This is a genomic window from Allobosea eneae, from assembly GCF_042657265.1.
Lineage (GTDB): Bacteria > Pseudomonadota > Alphaproteobacteria > Rhizobiales > Beijerinckiaceae > Allobosea > Allobosea eneae.
In genome coordinates this window covers 18,731-36,437 of sequence record NZ_JBHSLW010000139.1, presented here as the reverse complement: position 1 = coordinate 36,437, position 17,707 = coordinate 18,731, and the positions used below count along the sequence as shown (strand labels likewise).

The window sequence follows — 17,707 nt, the reverse complement described above, 5'->3', positions numbered from 1 at the left end:
GACAGGACGATGGCGGGAGACGTCGAGAACGAAGATCGCACAGAAGAACCGACCCAGCGAAAGCTCGATGAGGCGATCGAAAAGGGCGACGTCGCGCGGTCACAGGAGATCGGCACATTCTTCGTGCTCTGCGGCTTCACCCTGGCGCTGCTGGTCGCCGCCGGCAGCTCGGCCCGCGACGCCGCGCTCTCGCTGCGCGCCTTCCTGATGAACGCCCATCAGGTCTCGGACGACGCCAGCGCCCTCTTCCACGTCACCAGCAAGGGTGTGATGACGGGCTTCGCCATCATGGCCCTGCCGCTCGGCTTCATCCTCATAGCCGCCTTCGTCGGCGCCCTGATCCAGCACAAGCCGCTCTGGACCACCGAGCCGATGATGCCGAAATTCGACCGGATCTCGCCGATGGCCGGTGCCAAGCGCATCTTCGGCAAGGAGGCCTGGGTCAATTTCGCCAAGGGCCTCGCCAAGATCCTGGTGGTCGGCGTCGGCGTCTGGATCGTGCTCTGGGGCGAGCGCGACCGCTTGCAAGGCTTCGCCCAGATGGACGTGCACGCTCTGCTGCCGGCCGTGCTCGTGCTGACGATCAAGCTGATGGCCGGCGTGCTCGCGATCTTCGCCGTTATCGCTATCGGCGATTTCGGCTACCAGCGCTTCACCTGGTATCAGCGCCAGCGCATGACCAAGCAGGAATTGAAGGACGAGTACAAGAACACCGAGGGCAATCCCGAGGTGAAAGCCAAGCTGCGGCAATTGCGCGCCCAGCGCGCCCGCTCGCGCATGATGGCGCAGGTACCCAAGGCGACGGTGATCATCACCAACCCGACCCACTACGCCGTCGCCCTGCAATATGAGTCGGGTCAGGGCGCGCCGCTCTGCCTCGCCAAGGGCGTCGACGCGATCGCGCTGAAGATCCGCGAGGTCGCCGGCGAGCATAGCATTCCGATCGTCGAGAACCCACCTCTGGCGCGCGCGCTCTACGCCACTGTCGACATCGACGATGAAATTCCTGTCGAACACTATCAGGCGGTGGCGGAAGTCATCGGATACGTCTTGCGCCTGAAGCGCCGGCGCGCCTAACTCGCTGACTGGGCAACCATCTCTGCTATATGCCGGCCCGGGCCCACCGCTGACGGGCGACTGAAGGAAACGGACCCGCTGCAATGAGCGCAAGCACGGCACCGAGCGCGATCGACCGTTCCGACCGGCCCGGCCATGTCGGCATCATCCTTTTGGTCGCCGGCCTCCTGGTCGGCGCCGCCATCGCGCTCGGCTTCATCGCCAATGAATGGGCGCAGCCGCTGATCCTCGGCCTGCTCGCGCTGCTCTCGGTCGTCGGCGTCTTTTGCCTGTTCGCCTTCGCCATCGGGTTGATCCAGTTCGCCGGGCGCTCCGCCCGCAACGACCTGACCAAGGCGATCGTCGACAGCGCCGAGGACGGCATCGTCGTCACCGAGGGCGAGAACCGCATCGTCTACGCCAACGAGGCCTATCTCGCCTTCGCCGGCGCCCGCAACGCCAGCGAGATCGCTCCTGTCGAGCGCCTGTTCAAGGGCCGCGCCGAGGTGTCCGAAGCGATCTACCGCCTCGCCACCGCCGCCCGCGCCGGCCGCCGCCTCTCCGAGGAGATCAGGCTGGAGCCCGCGCTGAACGAGCGCGGCGCCGTCGGCTGGTACCGGGTGCGCGTCTCGCCGATCACCCGCGCCGGCCGCCCGGCCTCTCTCTGGAGCGTCACCGACGTCACCCCGGAGCGTGAGCGCCAGGAGAACGCCTTCCAGGAACTGCAGCACGCGATCGACTATCTCGATCATGCGCCGGCCGGCTTCCTCTCGATCGATGCCGACAGCGAGGTGCCCTATCTCAACGCCACGCTGGCCGGCTGGCTCGACTACGACCTCGCCCGCTTCGGCTCCGGTGGCCTGCAGCTCGAGGACATCGCCTCGCCGAATGCCGCCGCGCTGATCCAGGCCATTCGCGGCCAGCCCGGCGATGTCCGCATCGAGGTGCTCGACGTCGACCTGCGCCGCCGCAACGGCCAGTCGCTGCCCGTGCGGCTGCATCACCAGGTCGCCTTCGGCCAGGACGGGCGCGCCGGCGCTTCGCGCACCCTCGTGCTCAACCGCGCCGCCGGCGAGGCGGGCGCTGACCGCCACACCGACGCCGAGGCGCGTTTCGCCCGCTTCTTCCATGCGACGCCGATGGCGATCGCGACCGTCGACCGCCATGGCGCGATCCTGCGCTCGAACGCCTCCTTCACCCGCCTGATGCAGGGCGGTGCCCAGCCGGCGACGATCCATGAGTTCGTCAACGGCAACGGCGCCCTCGCCCAGGCCTTCGAGGCGGCGCTCGCCGGCAAGGGCGAGATCGCCCCGCTCGACGTTGCGCTCACCGGCGAGGACGGCCGCTCGGCGCGGCTCTATCTCTCGCCGGTTCCGGCCAGCGAGGATGCCGATGGCGAGCGCGCCATCGTCTATGCGCTGGAGACCACCGCCGAGCGCAAGCTCAAGGACAATATGGACCAAGCCGGCAAGATGCAGGCGGTCGGTCAGCTCGCCGGCGGCATCGCGCACGACTTCAACAACGTGCTGCAGGTCATCATCAACGCCTCGGAATTCCTGCTCGCCAGCCACAAGCCGACCGACCCGTCCTTCCCGGACATCATGCAGATCAAGCAGAACGCCTATCGGGCGGCCTCGCTGGTCCGGCAATTGCTTGCCTTCTCGCGCCGGCAGACATTGCGCCCGCAGGTGCTGGCGCTCGGCGACGTGCTCTCCGACCTCTCGCTGATGCTGAAGCGCGTCGTCGCCGACAAGATCGCGCTCGACGTCCGCCAGGGCCGCGACCTCTGGCCGGTCAAGGCCGACCTCGGCCAGCTCGAGCAGGTCGTGGTCAACCTCGCCGTCAATGCCCGCGACGCCATGCAGAGCGGCGGCAAGCTGCAGGTCCGCACCCGCAACGTGGCCGCGGCCGAGGTCGGCGAGCTCGGCCATGACGGCCTGCCCGCTGCCGACTATGTCCTGCTTGAGGTCGAGGATAGCGGCACCGGCATCCCGCAGGAGCATCTGGAGAAAATCTTCGAGCCCTTCTTCACCACCAAGGAGGTCGGCAAGGGCACGGGCCTCGGCCTGTCCATGGTCTACGGCATCGTCAAGCAGACCGGTGGCTTCGTCTTCTGCGACTCGGTCGTTGGGCGCGGCACCAATTTCCGCATCTTCCTGCCGCGCTACATCCCAACCGAAGAGGACATCGCTGCCGAGGCCGCCGCGAAGGAGGCGCCGAAGAAGACAGCCGCCGACCATACTGGCGCCGGCGTCATCCTCCTGGTCGAGGACGAGGACGCGGTCCGCGCCCTCAACGCCCGCATGCTGGTCTCGCGCGGCTACACCGTCCACGAGGCCGCCTCCGGCGTCGAGGCGCTCGAGCTGTTCAAGCAGCACGAGGGCAAGATCGACCTCGTCATCTCCGACGTTGTCATGCCCGAGATGGACGGGCCGACCCTGCTCGGCGAGCTGCGCAAGCGCAACGCCGCCACCAAGGTCGTCTTCGTTTCCGGCTATGCCGAAGAGGCATTCCGAAAGAACCTGCCTGAAGGCGAGGATTTCCATTTCCTGCCCAAGCCGTTCACGATGAAGCAGCTCGTTGAGACGGTGAAGGCGGCGATGGCCTGAGCGCATCGGACACCCCGGCGGCCGCCTGGCATTACCAAGAATTCATGCGGCGGACAGGCGGCAGGCGTACGCCGGTTGTAAGGTGACACCACGTCGACAGCGCTGCGCCGTGGTGACCAATGAAACGTTACGCGATCCTGGCCCTTATGGTGGCTGTCGCAGTCTTCGCCGCCTGGCGCCTGGTCAGGCCGCAGGATGGCGCGCAGCAAGCCCATGCCGAGCGCCGCGCCGACCCTATCGCGAGCCCGGTCACGACCGTGCTCGCCGGCCGCGCCGACATCCCCGTGACACGCCGCTCGATCGGCTTCGCCGAGCCTGTCGCCATCGTCGCGGTCAAGTCCCGCCTCGACGGCATTATTGCCGATATGCACGTCAAGGAAGGTCAGGAGGTCAGGCAGGGCGACCTGCTCTTCACCCTCGACGATCGCGAGCTCAAGGCGCAGGTCGCCCGCGACGAGGCCAATGTCGAGTGCGACAGGGCGACGGTGGCGCAGAAGCGTGCCGACCTCGCCCGCCAGAAAAGCCTGGTCGACAAGGGCGCCGGCACGCAGCAGGCGCTCGACCAGGCGACCGCCGACGAGGCCGTCGCCACCGCCGCCGTCAAGGCGGACGAAGCGACGCTCGCGCTCGACCGCGTCCGGCTCGGCTACACCACGATCACCGCTCCGATCTCCGGCCGGCTCGGCGCCATCGCCGCGACGCCCGGCAATGCGGTGCGCGCCAACGATGCCAGCAGCAATCTCGTGACGGTGACGCAGCTCGCCCCGATCCGCGTCACCTTCACTTTGCCGGAACGCGACCTCACCCTGCTGCAGGAAGCGGCCAAGGCGCAGATGCCGGCGAAGGTCACAGCCTATGCTTCCGGCACGCGGGAGAAGCTCGCCACCGGCGACCTCTCTTTCATCGATTCCGCCGTCGACATCCCGTCGGGCACCGTCAGCGTCAAGGCGCTTTTCGCGAACGATCCGCATCGGCTCTGGCCGGGGCAATATGTCGATGTCGTCGTCCAGCTCGGCATGCTGCCGGGCTCCGTCACCGTGCCCTCGGTCGCGCTGCAGGAGGGGCAGAAGGGCCCGTTCGTCTACGTCGCCAAAGCCGACGACACGGTCGAGGCGCGTCCCGTCAAGGTCGCCTCCAACGAGAACGGCGTCGTCGCGATCGCCTCGGGCCTGTCGCAGGACGAGAAGGTCGTGACCGAAGGCCAGTCGCGGCTTTCTCCCGGCGCCAGGATCAGGCTGACCGCCCCGCAAACCGCCAAGCCCTGAGGGCGCGCCATGTCGGTCTCTGCCTTCTGCATCCGCCATCCCGTCGCGACGATCCTGATGTCGTGCGCGCTCATCCTCGGCGGCCTGTTCGCCTGGCGCTCATTGCCCGTCGCGGCGCTGCCGCGTGCCGAGTTCCCGGTCGTCAACGTCTCCGCGCAATTGCCCGGCGCCTCGCCCGAGATCATGGCGACCTCGGTGGCGACGCCATTGATCAAGCAGTTCGCCACCATCGCCGGCATCGATTCGATCGCGACCACCAACGCGCTCGGCAATACCTCGATCGCGATCCAGTTCGCGCTCGACCGCGACATCGACGCGGCGGCGGCCGACGTCCAGGCGGCGATCGCCCGCACCCAGCGCCAGCTCCCGGTCGACATGACGACGCCGCCGAGCTACCGCAAGTTCAATCCCGCCGACGCCCCGATCCTGCTGCTGGCGCTGAAGAGCGACGTCACCCCGCTCTCCAAGATCGACGCCTTCGTCCAGCAGGTGCTCTCCCCCACCCTCTCCACGGTCGAGGGCGTGGCGCAGGTCCAGATCTTCGGCAGCCAGAAATACGCGGTGCGCATCCAGGTCGATCCGACCGCCCTTGCCGCCCGCGGCATCGGCATCAACGAATTGCAGGCGGCGATCACCGCCGCCAACGTCAACACCCCGGTCGGCACCATGCAGTCCGGCCCGCAGCAATTGACGCTGGAGGCGCAGACCCAGCTCGCCGATGCCGGCCATTTCGCCGACATCATCATCGCCACCCGCGATGGCCGCCCGGTCCGGCTCGGCGACGTCGCCAAGGTGATCGACTCGGTCGAGAACCTGCAGTTCGCCAGCTGGTATGACGGCTCACGCGCCCTCGTCGTCGCCGTCTTCCGCCAGCCTGACGCCAACACGGTCGATGTCGTCGACAAGGTCAAGACGGCGATCGGCCAGATGCAGTCGCTGCTGCCACCGGCGACGACGCTCGGCTTGCTCAACGACCGCTCCGCCTCGATCCGCCAGGCGGTCGAGGACGTGCAGTTCACGCTGGGGCTGACGATCGTTCTGGTCGTCGCGGTGATCTTCCTGTTCCTGCGCCGCTTCACTGCGACGCTGATCCCGGCGGTGGCGGTGCCGATTTCGCTGATCGCCACGCTGGGGGCGATGTACCTGCTCGATTTCTCGATCGATAACATCTCGCTGCTCGGCCTGACGCTGGCGGTCGGCCTCGTCGTAGACGATGCAATCGTGATGCTGGAGAACATCGTCCGCCACATGGAGGAGGACGGGCTCTCCGCTTTCGAGGCGGCCCTCAAGGGCTCGAGCGAGATTGGCTTCACCATCATCTCGATCTCGCTCTCGCTGGTCGCGGTCTTCATCCCGGTGCTGCTGATGGGCGGCGTGATCGGGCGCGTCTTCAACGAGTTCGCGGTCGTCGTCACGGTCGCTATCCTCGCCTCGGCCTTCGTCTCGCTGACGCTGATGCCGATGATGTGTGCCCGCCTCAGCGCCAGCGCAGCCGGCCATGCGGAGCCTGGAAAGAAGGATCGGCTCGCCTTCCTGGAACGCGGCTTCGACGCCGTGCTCGGTGCCTATCGCGCCGGGCTCGATCTCAGCCTGACATACCGGCGCACGGTGCTGATGATCTTTCTCGCCAGCGTCGCCGCCAGCGCCTGGCTGGTCGTGACCATCCCCAAGGGCTTTTTCCCGCAGGAGGATATCGGCCAGCTCCAGGTCGCGACCGAGGCGCGCCAGGACATCTCCTTCGACGCCATGTCGGCGCTACAACACAAGGTCGAGGAGGTCTTCCGAAGCTCCCCCTATGTCGCCCATGTCGCCTCGACCATTGGCTCCAGCGGCCAGTCGAGCAGCCTCAATGCTGGGCGGCTCTTCGTCGAGTTGAAACCGAAAGACCAGCGCCCGCCGCTGCAGCAGATGCTGGCGGAGCTGCGTCGACAGCTCGCCGCCATCCCCGGCATCGCGACCTATATGTCGCCGGTACAGAACCTCAACATCGGCGCGCGCTCCTCCAAGAGCCAGTACCAGTTCGTGATGCAGTCGATCGACCAGGCCGCTCTGTCCGACTGGTCGGGCAAGATGCTGGAGGCGCTGCAGCACGACCCGCTCTTCGTCGACGTCACCACCGACCTGCAGAACAAGGCCCTGCTCGCCAACCTCGTCGTCGACCGGGCCAAGGCGCAGTCGCTCGGCATCAGCGCCGACGTGCTGCGCTCCAGCCTCTATTCCGGCTTCGGCGTGCGCCAGATCTCGACGATCTACACCACCAGCGACAGCTACCAGGTCATCATCGAGTTCGATCCCGACATCGAGTGGTCGAACGACCGGCTCGACCAGGTTCGCTTCCGCTCCTCCTCCGGCGCGCTCGTCCCGCTGGGGACTTTCGCCCGGATCGAGCGCAAGGCCGGTCCGCTCACCGTCAACCAGCTCGGCCAGCTCCCGGCCGTCACGCTGTCCTTCAACTTGCCCGCCGGCCGCGCGCTCGGCGAAGCCGTGCAACGCATCGACGCGATCAAGGCCGAACTCGGCCTGCCCGCCCAGATCGGCACCAGCTTCGCCGGCGTCGCCAAGACCTTCGAGCAGTCGCTGGGCAATCAGGGCCTGCTGATCGCCGGCGCGGTGCTGACGATCTATATCGTGCTCGGCATCCTCTACGAGAGCTTCATCCACCCGCTGACCATCCTGACCGGCCTGCCGGCCGCGGCACTCGGCGCGCTCGTGACGCTGAAGCTCTTCGGCCTCGATCTCTCGGTCATCGCCGTGATCGGGCTCCTGATGCTGATCGGCATCGTCAAGAAGAACGCGATCATGATGATCGACGTCGCGCTCGAACTGCAGCGCGCCGGCGAGCCGCCGGACACTGCGATCCGCGAGGCGTGCCTCCGCCGCTTCCGGCCGATCATGATGACGACGCTGGCGGCGATCCTCGGCGCCCTGCCGATCGCGATCGGCGCCGGCGCCAGCGCCGAACTGCGCCAGCCGCTCGGCCTTGCCGTCGTCGGCGGGCTGATCGTCTCGCAGGTGCTGACGCTGTTCATCACCCCGGTGATCTTCCTCTACATGGAAGGGCTGTCGCGCAGGCTCGGCGGCAAGAGACCGGCCGTGGCCGCCACCGCGGAAACGCCCCACGCGGCGGGGTGAGCACGCGGTACCGCCAGCGAACTGATCTGTCTCACACTCAGCCCTCATCCTGAGGAGCCGCGCAGCGGCGTCTCGAAGGATGCTTCAGATGATTCGGGAGCCTCCTGAAGCATCCTTCGAGACGCCATTCCTCCGGGAATGGCTCCTCAGGATGAGGGCTCGCAGACGTTCAAATCGTGCTCCGAAGCCCGCTCGGCATGGGCAGTTTGCCAACGGCGCTGTGCGAGATTTGCTGTGCCCTTCGGCGCATCTTCGGCAGAGCCTGCGCAAATCTGGCTGCGATGGCCTGCGGCGGCATGGGAGACGAGCATGACTGAGATGCCGCAGGGACGCGAGGCGCCGCCCGACGAGCCTGCCCTCGACTTCGCCGGCGTCACGCTCTCGCCGCAGAAGGAGCTCGTCCGGATCTTCTACAAGGAGATGTGGGACCACGCCGACAAGTCTTTGATCCCACGAATTTTCCACGAGGACTTCACCTTTCGCGGCTCGCTCGGCCCGGTCCTGCGCGGCCATCGCGAATTCGCGGGTTATGTCGACTGGGTCACCGGGGCGCTCGGCGCGTACACCTCGGACATCCTGGCGCTGGTCGAGGAAGGTGACCGCGTCTTCGGGCGCCTTCGCTTCCACGGCTTCCATCGCCGCGAGATGTTCGGAGTGCCGCCGAGCGGCCGCCATGTCTGGTGGCATGGCGCGCCGGCCTTCACCTTCGAGGACGGGCTCGTGCGCGACCTCTTCGTGCTCGGCGACATCCACGGCCTGATCGGGCGCCTGAAGCAGGGCTGAACGACCCTGCCCTATCCGGCGAAGGTCACTCCCGCCTCCCGCGCCGCCAACCGGATCAGGCGGCAATCCTTCACCGCCGCCTGTCGATGCATCATCGCCTCGCGATAGATCGGATCGCGGAACATTGCCGCAAAGGCCTCGACACTGGGATATTCGGCGATGAAGCAGATGTCCCAGCGCTCGCCCCGCGGGCCGATCAGCATCTGCTCGAAGCCGCCGCGCCAGATGATCCGCCCGCCGAGCCGCGTCAGCACCGGCGCGCTGATCCGGCCATAGTTCGCGAAGGCCTCGCGGCCGCCGCCATGCGGCCCGTCCGGATACTGCGCCTCGCCATTGAGCCGGATCAGGTTCAACATCTGCACCGGGCCCGGCCGGTCGTCGGCACGGAAGGCGGCGAAAGCCTCGCGGCTGAAGCTCGCATGATCGCTCATCCCCGCCCCCTCAACCGGCCTTGGCGACCAGCGACCAGTCGCCGGAATAGACCGGCTGGCGCCGCGCCATCCAGGCGTCGAGCCCCTCGCGCAGATCGGCCGTCGGCACGATGCGGGCGAACTGCTCGCTCTCGATCAGCAGCCCTTCGGCGATGCTGGCGTTGATGCCGCGCGTCACCGCCGTGAGGATGGTCGCCGCCGCCAATGAGGAATGCCGCAGGATACGCGCCGCCAGCGCGTTCGCCGCCGGCAGCAACTCGTCATGCGGCACCACCGCGTTGATCAGGCCCATCTCCAGCGCCCGCTGCGGCGTGAACGGATCGCCGGTCAGCAGCAGCTCCATGGCGCGCTTGCGGCCGGCGAGGCGCGGCAGGCGCTGTGTCCCGCCGAAGGTCGGCGGCATGCCGAGATTGATCTCCGGCTTGGCGAACATCGCCCGCTCGCTGGCGATGGCGAGCGGCACCGCCTCGGTGACCTCGCAGCCGCCGCCATAGGCGAGCCCGTTCACCGCGGCGATCACCGGCTTGCCGAAGGCCTCCAGCCGCGCCGTCAGCTTCTGCCCGCGGCGGACGAATTCGCGCACCGCCTGCTCCGGCCCGGCCGCGACGCTCCGCGAGAACTCATGGATGTCGCCGCCGGCCGAAAAGGCGCGCTCGCCGGCGCCGGTCAGGATCACGGCGCGGATCGAAGGATCGACCTCGATCGCATCGAGGACGTCGAGCAGGCGGTCGATCAGTCCGTAGCTCAGCGCATTCAGCTTCTCGGGCCGGTTCAACGTCAGCGTCGCAATCGCCTCGCGCTGTTGAATCAGGATGGGATCATTATCGGGCATGGCTTTGGCCTTCTTCCGGTTTCGACCGATCGAAGCTGCACTCCCGACTTGACGATATATACTACCTGTACGGTATACATCGAGGCATGACCGAACCCGACAAGCCGACGCGCATCCGCATCATCGAGGCCGCCAGCAAGCTCTTCTACGGCGAGGGCATTCGCGCCGTCAGCGTCGATGCGGTGGCTGAGAAGGCCGGCGTCACCAAGCGCACGCTCTACTACCATTTCGAGAGCAAGGACGAGCTCGTCGCTGCCTATCTCGAGGCGCGCGACCAGCCCAACCTCAAGCTGATGGCCGGCTGGTTCGACAAGGCGCAGGGCGGCCTGCCGCAGAAGATCGAGGCGATCTTCCAGAACCTCGCGCGCTCCGCCCGCCACCCGCGCTGGAAGGGCTGCGGCTTCCTGCGCACCGCCGCCGAGCTCGCCAACCTGCCCGGCCACCCCGCAATCAAAATCGGCGCGCGCCACAAGGCCGGCTTCGAGCGCTGGCTCGCCGGCGCCTGCGCCGAGCATGGCGCCGCCGCGCCCGAGGAACTTGCCCGCCAGGTCGTGCTGCTCATGGACGGCGCCTTCTCGGTCATGCTCGTCCATCGCGACCCGGCCTATGTCGAGGCCGCCGGCCGCGCCGCCGCTGCGCTGGCCGCCGGAGCGCGCCCGAGCCCCCACGTTTGATCAGCGTATCGCCGCCTTCTATCCTGCGCCGATGACGCAAAGGCCGGTTCTCGTCTACACGCTGCTGCTGATCGTGCAGACGGTCTGCGCGCTGGTGATCCTCTTCCACATCCACACCGCCTTTCGCATCCTGATCGAGCGGATCGGCCAGCAGCAGACGCTGCCGACCGAAGTTCTGGCGCAGGTCTGTGGTGCGGCGCTGCTCGGCCAGCTTTGCTATTGGACCCGCCTCTACCGGCTGCCGGTGCCGCATGGCTTCCACAGCCCGGTCCTGGGGCACCTGCTGGCGTTCGCAGCCCGCCTCGGTGCGATCGTCGGCGGCGCGCTCGCCTCGATCTATTTCCTGCGTCATCTGCCCGAGCTGACCAGGCTCGCGGACAGCTTCACCCTGACCTGGCGTTCCAGTCTGCTGCTTGCGATCGTCTTCGCGATCTACTGCTACACCGTCGAGCTCGAACGCCTCGCCGCGGCCTGGCAAGCCAAGCCGGAGGAATGACTGCCGCCGGCTCTGGTCAGGCGCGCAGGCGCGCCAGCCAGAGCTTTACGCCACGCAGGCGCTCCCGCGCCGCCCGCACTAGCGCGACAGCCTTTTGCCAGGCGGTGCTCGCCTTGATCCGGCCGATCACCGCCTGCCGGATCGCCTCGATCCAGCCCATGATCCGCGCAAACCAGGGAATGGTGAGGAGCTGCGCCCGTCCAGCATGGTAGACGCGCTCGACCAGCAGGAAGCCGGCGAGATGGCCGATCGCGGTGGTGACGATACCCGCCGTGAACGCGCCGCGTGCCAGGAACAGCAGGCCGAGCAGCTTCAGCGGCTCGACGATGGCGAAGGGGATCGCCAGCGCGACCAGCGCGCCATAGGGCGGCAACCGCCCGATCGCCGCTTCGAGCCGCGCCACCAGCCTGAGCGAGGCGAACCAGGCGATCAGCGGCCGGTAGACCGGCCGCAGCAGCTCGTCGAGCAGGATGGCGAGCCCGACGGCAAGGTCGAGCGGGATCAGGAGGAGCTTGATCAGCGATTTCCGCATCACGCCTTACTCCCCGCGAGCCTGCCGCACTCACCCCGCCAGAGTACAAGCGGCGCGCGCTGGAGCAAGAACAAAAAAAGAACTTGCGAGAGAGAACAAACCGTGACCATAGTCGTTTCCATGGCGCGGATTGAGATGTGGTCGCGCCCCTGCCATAAGGAGCGCACGTCGTGAATCAGGCAAATCTCAGGCTCGTGGAAGGCTCTTCGATGGACAAGGCCAAGGCGCTCGATGCGGCGCTCTCGCAGATCGAACGGGCTTTCGGCAAGGGCTCGATCATGCGCCTGGGCAAGAACCAGCAGGCGATCGAGATCGAGACGGTCTCGACCGGCTCGCTCGGCCTCGACATCGCGCTCGGCGTCGGCGGCCTGCCGCGCGGCCGCGTCGTCGAGATCTACGGCCCCGAATCCTCGGGCAAGACCACGCTCGCGCTGCACACCATCGCCGAAGCCCAGAAGAAGGGTGGCGTCTGCGCCTTCGTCGACGCCGAGCACGCGCTCGATCCGGTTTATGCCCGCAAGCTCGGCGTCAATCTCGACGACCTGCTGATCTCGCAGCCCGACACCGGCGAGCAGGCGCTCGAGATCACCGACACGCTGGTCCGCTCCGGCGCGATCGACGTGCTCGTCGTCGACTCCGTCGCGGCGCTGACGCCGCGTGCCGAGATCGAAGGCGAGATGGGCGACAACCAGCCCGGCCTGCAGGCCCGCCTGATGAGCCAGGCGCTGCGCAAGCTCACCGCCTCGATCTCGCGCTCGAACTGCATGGTCATCTTCATCAACCAGATCCGCATGAAGATCGGCGTGATGTACGGCTCGCCCGAGACGACCACCGGCGGCAATGCGCTCAAGTTCTACGCCTCGGTCCGCCTCGACATCCGCCGCGTCTCGACGCTGAAGGAGCGCGACGAGGCGACCGGCAACCAGGTCCGCGTCAAGGTGGTCAAGAACAAGGTCGCGCCGCCCTTCAAGCAGGTCGAGTTCGACATCATGTTCGGCGAGGGCATCTCGAAGGCCGGCGAGCTGGTCGATCTCGGCGTCAAGGCCGGCATCGTCGAGAAGTCCGGCGCCTGGTTCTCCTTCGACAGCCAGCGCCTCGGCCAGGGCCGCGAGAACGCCAAGAGCTTCCTCAAGGCCAATCCCGACGTCGCCGCCAAGATCGAGACGACGATCCGCCAGAACTCCGGCCTCGTCGCCGAGCGCATCCTGGAGAACGCCGACCCGACCGCCGATGACCTCGACGAGGGCGAAGCCTGAGCCTTCAAACGCTGGCATTCAGCCATGAGATCGACGGGCGGCCTTCGGGTCGCCCGTTTCCGTTTTGCGGTCAGCAGCTTGCCGCGCCTGCGAACTATGCAGGCCCTTTCTGGACAGGCATAAGTGCGCTGACTAGAACCCTTTCAGCCCTGCCGGCGCTTGCCGGCCCCCTGCTTGAACCAGAGCCAAGATTGCGATGAGCGGCGTCAACGAGATCAGGTCGACCTTCCTCGATTACTTCAAGGCGAACGGCCACGAGGTGGTGCCGTCGAGCCCGCTCGTGCCGCGCAACGACCCGACCTTGATGTTCGCCAATTCCGGCATGGTGCAGTTCAAGAACGTCTTCACCGGCCAGGAGAAGCGGCCTTACGCCCGCGCCACCACGGCGCAGAAATGCGTGCGCGCCGGCGGCAAGCACAACGACCTCGACAATGTCGGCTACACCGCCCGCCACCACACCTTCTTCGAGATGCTGGGGAATTTCTCCTTCGGCGACTATTTCAAGGAGCAGGCGATCCATCACGCCTGGACCCTTGTCACCCGCGAGTTCGGCCTGCCCAAGGACAAGCTGACCGTCACGGTCTACTCCGAGGACGACGAGGCGCATGGACTTTGGAAGAAGATCGCCGGCCTGCCGGATTCGCGCATCATCCGCATCGCGACCTCCGACAATTTCTGGCGCATGGGCGATGTCGGCCCCTGCGGCCCCTGCTCCGAGATCTTCTACGACCATGGCGACCACATCCCCGGCGGCCCTCCGGGCTCGCCCGACGAGGATGGCGACCGCTTCATCGAGATCTGGAACCTCGTCTTCATGCAGTATGAGGAGGCGGCCGGTGGCATTCGCACTAACCTGCCCCGCCCCTCGATCGATACCGGCATGGGCCTCGAGCGCATCGCCGCCGTGCTCCAGGGTACGCATGACAACTATGCGATCGACCTGTTCGCGACGCTGATCCGCACCATCGCCGATCTCATCAATGTCCCCTCGGACGGGCCGATGAGCGCGAGCCACCGCGTCATCGCCGACCATCTGCGCTGCTCCGCCTTCCTGATCGCCGACGGCGTGCTGCCTTCGAACGAAGGCCGCGGCTACGTGCTGCGCCGGATCATGCGTCGCGGCATGCGCCATGCGCAGTTGCTCGGCGCCAAGGACCCGCTGATGCACAAGCTGGTGCCGGCCTTGGTGCGCGAGATGGGCCAGGCTTATCCCGAACTGATCCGGGCCGAGGCGCTGATCAGCGAGACGCTGAAGCTGGAGGAGACCCGCTTCCGCACCACGCTGGCGCGCGGCCTCTCCATCCTCGACCAGGAGGCTCAGAGCCTGGGTTCCGGTGACAAGCTCAAGGGCGACGTCGCCTTCACCCTCTACGACACCTATGGCTTCCCGCTCGACCTGACCCAGGACGCGCTGCGCGCTCGCGGCGTCGGCGTCGACATCGAGGGCTTCGATGCGGCGATGGCGCAGCAGAAGGCCAAGGCGCGTGCCGCCTGGGCCGGCACCGGCGAAGCGGCGACCGAGACGCTCTGGTTCCCGCTGCGCGAGCGCGTCGGCGCGACCGAGTTCCTCGGCTACGACACCGAGAGCGCCGAGGGCGTGGTCACCGCTCTGGTCAAGGACAATGCCGAGGTCGCGTCGCTGAAGGAAGGCGAGAGCGGCATCGTTATCCTCAACCAGACGCCGTTCTACGGCGAATCCGGCGGCCAGGTCGGCGACACCGGGACGATCGCCGGCAACGGCTTCAAGGCTGAGGTCACCGACGTCCAGAAGAAACTCGGCGATGTCTTCGCCCATCAGGTCAAGGTCGTCTCCGGCGCGATCGAGCTCGGCAAGCCGGCCGAGCTGACGGTCGACCATGCCCGCCGCGGCACCATCCGCGCCAACCATTCGGCCACCCATCTGCTGCACGAGGCGCTGCGCCGCGTGCTCGGCGACCATGTCGCGCAGAAGGGATCGCAGGTCGCGCCCGAGCGCCTGCGCTTCGACTTCAGCCACCCCAAGCCGATCTCGCGCGAGGAGTTGGCCAGGGTCGAGGAGATGGCGAACAAGCTCGTGCTGCAGAACGAGCCGATCACGACCAAGCTGATGTCGGTCGACGACGCGATCGCCTCGGGTGCGCGCGCGCTGTTCGGCGAGAAATACGGCGATGAGGTCCGCGTGGTGTCGATGGGCACCGATCGCGATGCCGAGACGCCAAAAGCCTTCTCGGTCGAGCTCTGCGGCGGCACCCATGCCAGCCGCACCGGCGACATCGGCCTCGTTGCCGTCCTGTCCGAAGCCGGCGTCGCGGCCGGCGTGCGCCGCCTCGAAGCGCTGACCGGCGAGGCGGCCCGCCGTCATCTGCGTGAGGAAAGCGTCGCGCTCGACGAGATGGCCGGAGTTCTGAAGGCGCCGATCGCCGAATTGCCGGCGCGCGTCACCGCGCTGGTCGAGGAGCGCCGCAAGCTCGAGCGCGAGCTCAGCGAAGCCCGCAAGAAGCTCGCCATGGGCGGTGGCGGCGAGGCCAGCGATCCGATCCGCGAGGTCGCCGGCGCCAAGCTGCTCGCGCGCGCCGTTACCGGCGTCGAGATGAAGGACCTGAAGAGCCTGGCCGACGAGGCCAAGGCCCGCGTCGGCTCCGGCGTCGTCGCCATCGTCGGCGTCGCCGAGGACGGCAAGGCCGGCGTCGTCGTCGGCGTCACGCCCGACCTGACCGAGCGCTTCGACGCGGTCGCGCTGGTGCGCGCTGCCTCCGAGCGCCTCGGCGGCAAGGGCGGCGGCGGTCGCCGCGATATGGCCCAGGCCGGCGGGCCGGACGGCGCGCAGGCTGAAGCTGCGCTTGAAGCCGTCGCCGCCGCGATGGGCTGAACGATCATGTCCGCCGCCCCGCAGCCTGGCATGAGCTGGCGGCGGCGGGCGCATCTGATCATCGACCGAGGCGCGGGCGACGATCTCTCGGCGCGGCTCGTCCATGGCGGGCTAGTGGCGCTGATCGTCGTCAATATCACGGCGCTGGTGCTGGAATCGGTGCCGCGCCTCGCTACCGCCCATGAACGGCTGTTCCATGGGATCGAGCTGGTCTCGACCGTGCTGTTCACGCTGGAATATGCGGTCCGGCTCTGGACCGCGCCCGAACATGCGCGCTATCGCGGCATGGGCGACTGGGCGGCGCGGCGCGCCTATGCGCTGTCTCCGCCGGCACTGCTCGATTTCCTCGCCACCGTTCCGCTCTACGCGGCGCTGCTCGGCTACGGCGATCTTAAGATCCTGCTGCTGTTCCGGCTGGTGCGCTTTTTCAAGCTGGGCCGCTATTCGCCCGGCATGGCCTCGCTCGGCGCCGCGCTGCATGCCGAACGCAAGGCGCTCGCCGCCTGTGTCGTCATTCTGATCGGCGTGATGCTGCTCTCGGCGACCGCGATGCATTTCGTCGAGCACGATGTCCAGCCGGACAAGTTCGGCACCATCCCCGACGCGATGTGGTGGGCGATCGTGACGCTGACCACTGTCGGCTATGGCGATGCCTTCCCGATCAGCCCGTTCGGCAAGGTCGTGGCGTCGCTGACCGCGGTGATGGGTCTCGTCATGCTGGCGCTGCCGGTCGGCATCATCGCCACCGCTTTCTCCCAGGAAATCCATCGCCGCGAATTCGTGGTGACCTGGAGCATGCTGGCGCGCGTGCCGCTGTTCAGCGGCCTCAGCGCCGCCGAGATCGCGGAGATCATGAACGCGTTGCGCGCCCAGACCGTGCGCGGCGGCGGCGTCGTGCTGCATCCGCACGAGCCGGCCCAGTCGCTCTATTTCGTCGCCAGCGGCGAGGTCGAACTCGTCGAGCCCGACGGCAGTCGGCGGCTCGACGAAGGCTGCTATTTCGGCGAGCTTCGCCTGACCGAGCTCGCAACGGCGGAAAGCGGCATCGCGGCCCGCGCCACGGTCGCGACCAAGCTCCTCGTCCTTGATCCTGCCGATTTTCGCCTGCTCATGCTGCGCCACCCGGACCTCGCCGCCCATCTCCACCGACTCGCAGCAGCATGATGCCGACCCGCCGCACCGCCCTCGCCCTGCTGTTGAGTGCAGGAAGCCCCGCTTTGGCGCAGCAGCCGCGCCCGCAACAGCGCCCCCCGCAGGGCCTGAGCCTGTCCGCACCGCGCACATTGATGGCGGGGGCGATGGCGACGGCCTTCATCAGCCGCGCGCCGGCCAATGCCCGCCTCGCCATCAGCCGGCCGGCCGATCCGCCGGAAGCAGCGATCGTGGCCTCGCCGCTCGGTCAGGCGACGGTTCTGTCGCTGCCGGCGCCGGGCGAGGTCGGCAGCTATGAATGGCGCCTGCTCGGCGAGGCCGACGGCAAGCCGATGATCCTGTTGCGCCAGCTGCTGACGACGACGGCGCCGAGCGCCACACTCGCCGCCCCCGCCCGCGTCGCGCGCGGCAATCCGCTGCCCGTGCGCGGCATCGGCCCCAATGGCGATCGCGACCGCGTCGTGCTGGTCAAGCCGGATGCGCCGCCGGACGCGCAGGGACCGAGCTTCTTCCCGGCCGAGAATGTCGAGAGCACGCTGGAGGCGCCGGCCGAGCCCGGCATCTACGAATTGCGTTATGTGATGGACGCCCCACTCACCGGCCCGCGCGTGCTGGCGCGGCGCGAGGTCGTGGTCGAGTAG

Annotated in this window: 14 protein-coding genes; 11 read left to right on the top strand and 3 right to left on the bottom strand. The window is 67.7% G+C overall.

Translation table 11 applies throughout. From position 1 onward, the window contains the following. The first annotated feature begins 9 nt into the window (after nucleotides 1-9). The 5 genes from flhB to ACFPOB_RS30600 all read left to right on the top strand — a co-directional run bounded on the left by flhB (nucleotide 10) and on the right by ACFPOB_RS30600 (nucleotide 8,845). Entirely contained in the window at nucleotides 10-1,077 is a 1,068-nt protein-coding gene (gene flhB / locus ACFPOB_RS30620) for a flagellar biosynthesis protein FlhB (RefSeq protein WP_377801916.1), read from the top strand. Between the two features lie 83 nt (nucleotides 1,078-1,160). Continuing rightward, a complete protein-coding gene (cckA, locus tag ACFPOB_RS30615) occupies nucleotides 1,161-3,665 on the top strand; it encodes a cell cycle histidine kinase CckA (protein ID WP_377801915.1) in 2,505 nt (834 codons plus the stop codon). A gap of 119 nt (nucleotides 3,666-3,784) precedes the next feature. Beyond that, nucleotides 3,785-4,930 (top strand): efflux RND transporter periplasmic adaptor subunit, encoded by a 1,146-nt coding sequence (locus ACFPOB_RS30610; RefSeq protein WP_377801914.1) that lies wholly within the window; start codon nucleotides 3,785-3,787, stop codon nucleotides 4,928-4,930. A gap of 9 nt (nucleotides 4,931-4,939) precedes the next feature. Beyond that, nucleotides 4,940-8,062 carry an efflux RND transporter permease subunit gene (locus ACFPOB_RS30605; RefSeq protein ID WP_377801913.1) on the top strand — a complete coding sequence of 1,041 codons (3,123 nt, stop codon included), beginning with the start codon at nucleotides 4,940-4,942 and terminating at the stop codon, nucleotides 8,060-8,062. Between the two features lie 309 nt (nucleotides 8,063-8,371). Next, entirely contained in the window at nucleotides 8,372-8,845 is a 474-nt protein-coding gene (locus ACFPOB_RS30600; RefSeq protein ID WP_377801912.1) for an ester cyclase, read from the top strand. Between the two features lie 11 nt (nucleotides 8,846-8,856). Here the strand turns inward: ACFPOB_RS30600 and ACFPOB_RS30595 are convergent, their stop codons facing one another. Both ACFPOB_RS30595 and ACFPOB_RS30590 read right to left on the bottom strand, forming a co-directional pair. Then, nucleotides 8,857-9,276: a DUF1330 domain-containing protein gene (locus tag ACFPOB_RS30595; RefSeq protein WP_377801911.1), complete on the bottom strand. Its 420-nt coding sequence runs from the start codon at nucleotides 9,274-9,276 to the stop codon at nucleotides 8,857-8,859. Between the two features lie 10 nt (nucleotides 9,277-9,286). Further along, nucleotides 9,287-10,108, bottom strand: coding sequence for a crotonase/enoyl-CoA hydratase family protein (locus ACFPOB_RS30590; protein ID WP_377801910.1), 822 nt, complete (start codon nucleotides 10,106-10,108; stop codon nucleotides 9,287-9,289). A gap of 86 nt (nucleotides 10,109-10,194) precedes the next feature. Here ACFPOB_RS30590 and ACFPOB_RS30585 point away from each other — a divergent pair, with 86 nt between their 5' ends. Both ACFPOB_RS30585 and ACFPOB_RS30580 read left to right on the top strand, forming a co-directional pair. Continuing rightward, nucleotides 10,195-10,782 (top strand): TetR/AcrR family transcriptional regulator, encoded by a 588-nt coding sequence (locus tag ACFPOB_RS30585; protein ID WP_377801909.1) that lies wholly within the window; start codon nucleotides 10,195-10,197, stop codon nucleotides 10,780-10,782. After that, nucleotides 10,715-11,278, top strand: a complete 564-nt coding sequence (locus ACFPOB_RS30580) for a hypothetical protein (RefSeq protein WP_377801959.1) — start codon at nucleotides 10,715-10,717, stop codon at nucleotides 11,276-11,278. Before ACFPOB_RS30585 ends, ACFPOB_RS30580 begins: the two co-directional genes overlap by 68 nt. A 16-nt stretch (nucleotides 11,279-11,294) precedes the next feature. Here ACFPOB_RS30580 and ACFPOB_RS30575 read toward each other — a convergent pair whose 3' ends face one another. Next, nucleotides 11,295-11,813, bottom strand: coding sequence for a hypothetical protein (locus tag ACFPOB_RS30575; protein WP_377801908.1), 519 nt, complete (start codon nucleotides 11,811-11,813; stop codon nucleotides 11,295-11,297). Nucleotides 11,814-11,980: 167 nt separating this feature from the next. Between ACFPOB_RS30575 and recA the strand changes: the two genes are divergently transcribed. The 4 genes from recA (at nucleotide 11,981) to ACFPOB_RS30555 (ending at nucleotide 17,707) form a co-directional block, all read left to right on the top strand. Next, nucleotides 11,981-13,066 carry a recombinase RecA gene (gene recA / locus ACFPOB_RS30570; protein WP_092162383.1) on the top strand — a complete coding sequence of 362 codons (1,086 nt, stop codon included), beginning with the start codon at nucleotides 11,981-11,983 and terminating at the stop codon, nucleotides 13,064-13,066. 196 nt (nucleotides 13,067-13,262) lie between these two features. Further along, a complete protein-coding gene (gene alaS / locus ACFPOB_RS30565) occupies nucleotides 13,263-15,914 on the top strand; it encodes an alanine--tRNA ligase (RefSeq protein ID WP_377801907.1) in 2,652 nt (883 codons plus the stop codon). Between the two features lie 6 nt (nucleotides 15,915-15,920). Then, nucleotides 15,921-17,078: a cyclic nucleotide-gated ion channel gene (locus tag ACFPOB_RS30560; RefSeq protein ID WP_377801906.1), complete on the top strand. Its 1,158-nt coding sequence runs from the start codon at nucleotides 15,921-15,923 to the stop codon at nucleotides 17,076-17,078. Continuing rightward, complete coding sequence (locus ACFPOB_RS30555) at nucleotides 17,078-17,707, top strand: hypothetical protein (RefSeq protein WP_377801905.1); 630 nt, start codon at nucleotides 17,078-17,080, stop codon at nucleotides 17,705-17,707. Before ACFPOB_RS30560 ends, ACFPOB_RS30555 begins: the two co-directional genes overlap by 1 nt.

Coding starts and splice junctions, on each gene's coding strand:
- flhB (WP_377801916.1), top strand. CDS start 10: ATGGCGGGAGACGTCGAGAACGAAGATCGCACAGAAGAACCGACCCAG.
- cckA (WP_377801915.1), top strand. CDS start 1,161: ATGAGCGCAAGCACGGCACCGAGCGCGATCGACCGTTCCGACCGGCCC.
- ACFPOB_RS30610 (WP_377801914.1), top strand. CDS start 3,785: ATGAAACGTTACGCGATCCTGGCCCTTATGGTGGCTGTCGCAGTCTTC.
- ACFPOB_RS30605 (WP_377801913.1), top strand. CDS start 4,940: ATGTCGGTCTCTGCCTTCTGCATCCGCCATCCCGTCGCGACGATCCTG.
- ACFPOB_RS30600 (WP_377801912.1), top strand. CDS start 8,372: ATGACTGAGATGCCGCAGGGACGCGAGGCGCCGCCCGACGAGCCTGCC.
- ACFPOB_RS30595 (WP_377801911.1), bottom strand. CDS start 9,276: ATGAGCGATCATGCGAGCTTCAGCCGCGAGGCTTTCGCCGCCTTCCGT.
- ACFPOB_RS30590 (WP_377801910.1), bottom strand. CDS start 10,108: ATGCCCGATAATGATCCCATCCTGATTCAACAGCGCGAGGCGATTGCG.
- ACFPOB_RS30585 (WP_377801909.1), top strand. CDS start 10,195: ATGACCGAACCCGACAAGCCGACGCGCATCCGCATCATCGAGGCCGCC.
- ACFPOB_RS30580 (WP_377801959.1), top strand. CDS start 10,715: ATGTCGAGGCCGCCGGCCGCGCCGCCGCTGCGCTGGCCGCCGGAGCGC.
- alaS (WP_377801907.1), top strand. CDS start 13,263: ATGAGCGGCGTCAACGAGATCAGGTCGACCTTCCTCGATTACTTCAAG.
- ACFPOB_RS30560 (WP_377801906.1), top strand. CDS start 15,921: ATGTCCGCCGCCCCGCAGCCTGGCATGAGCTGGCGGCGGCGGGCGCAT.
- ACFPOB_RS30555 (WP_377801905.1), top strand. CDS start 17,078: ATGCCGACCCGCCGCACCGCCCTCGCCCTGCTGTTGAGTGCAGGAAGC.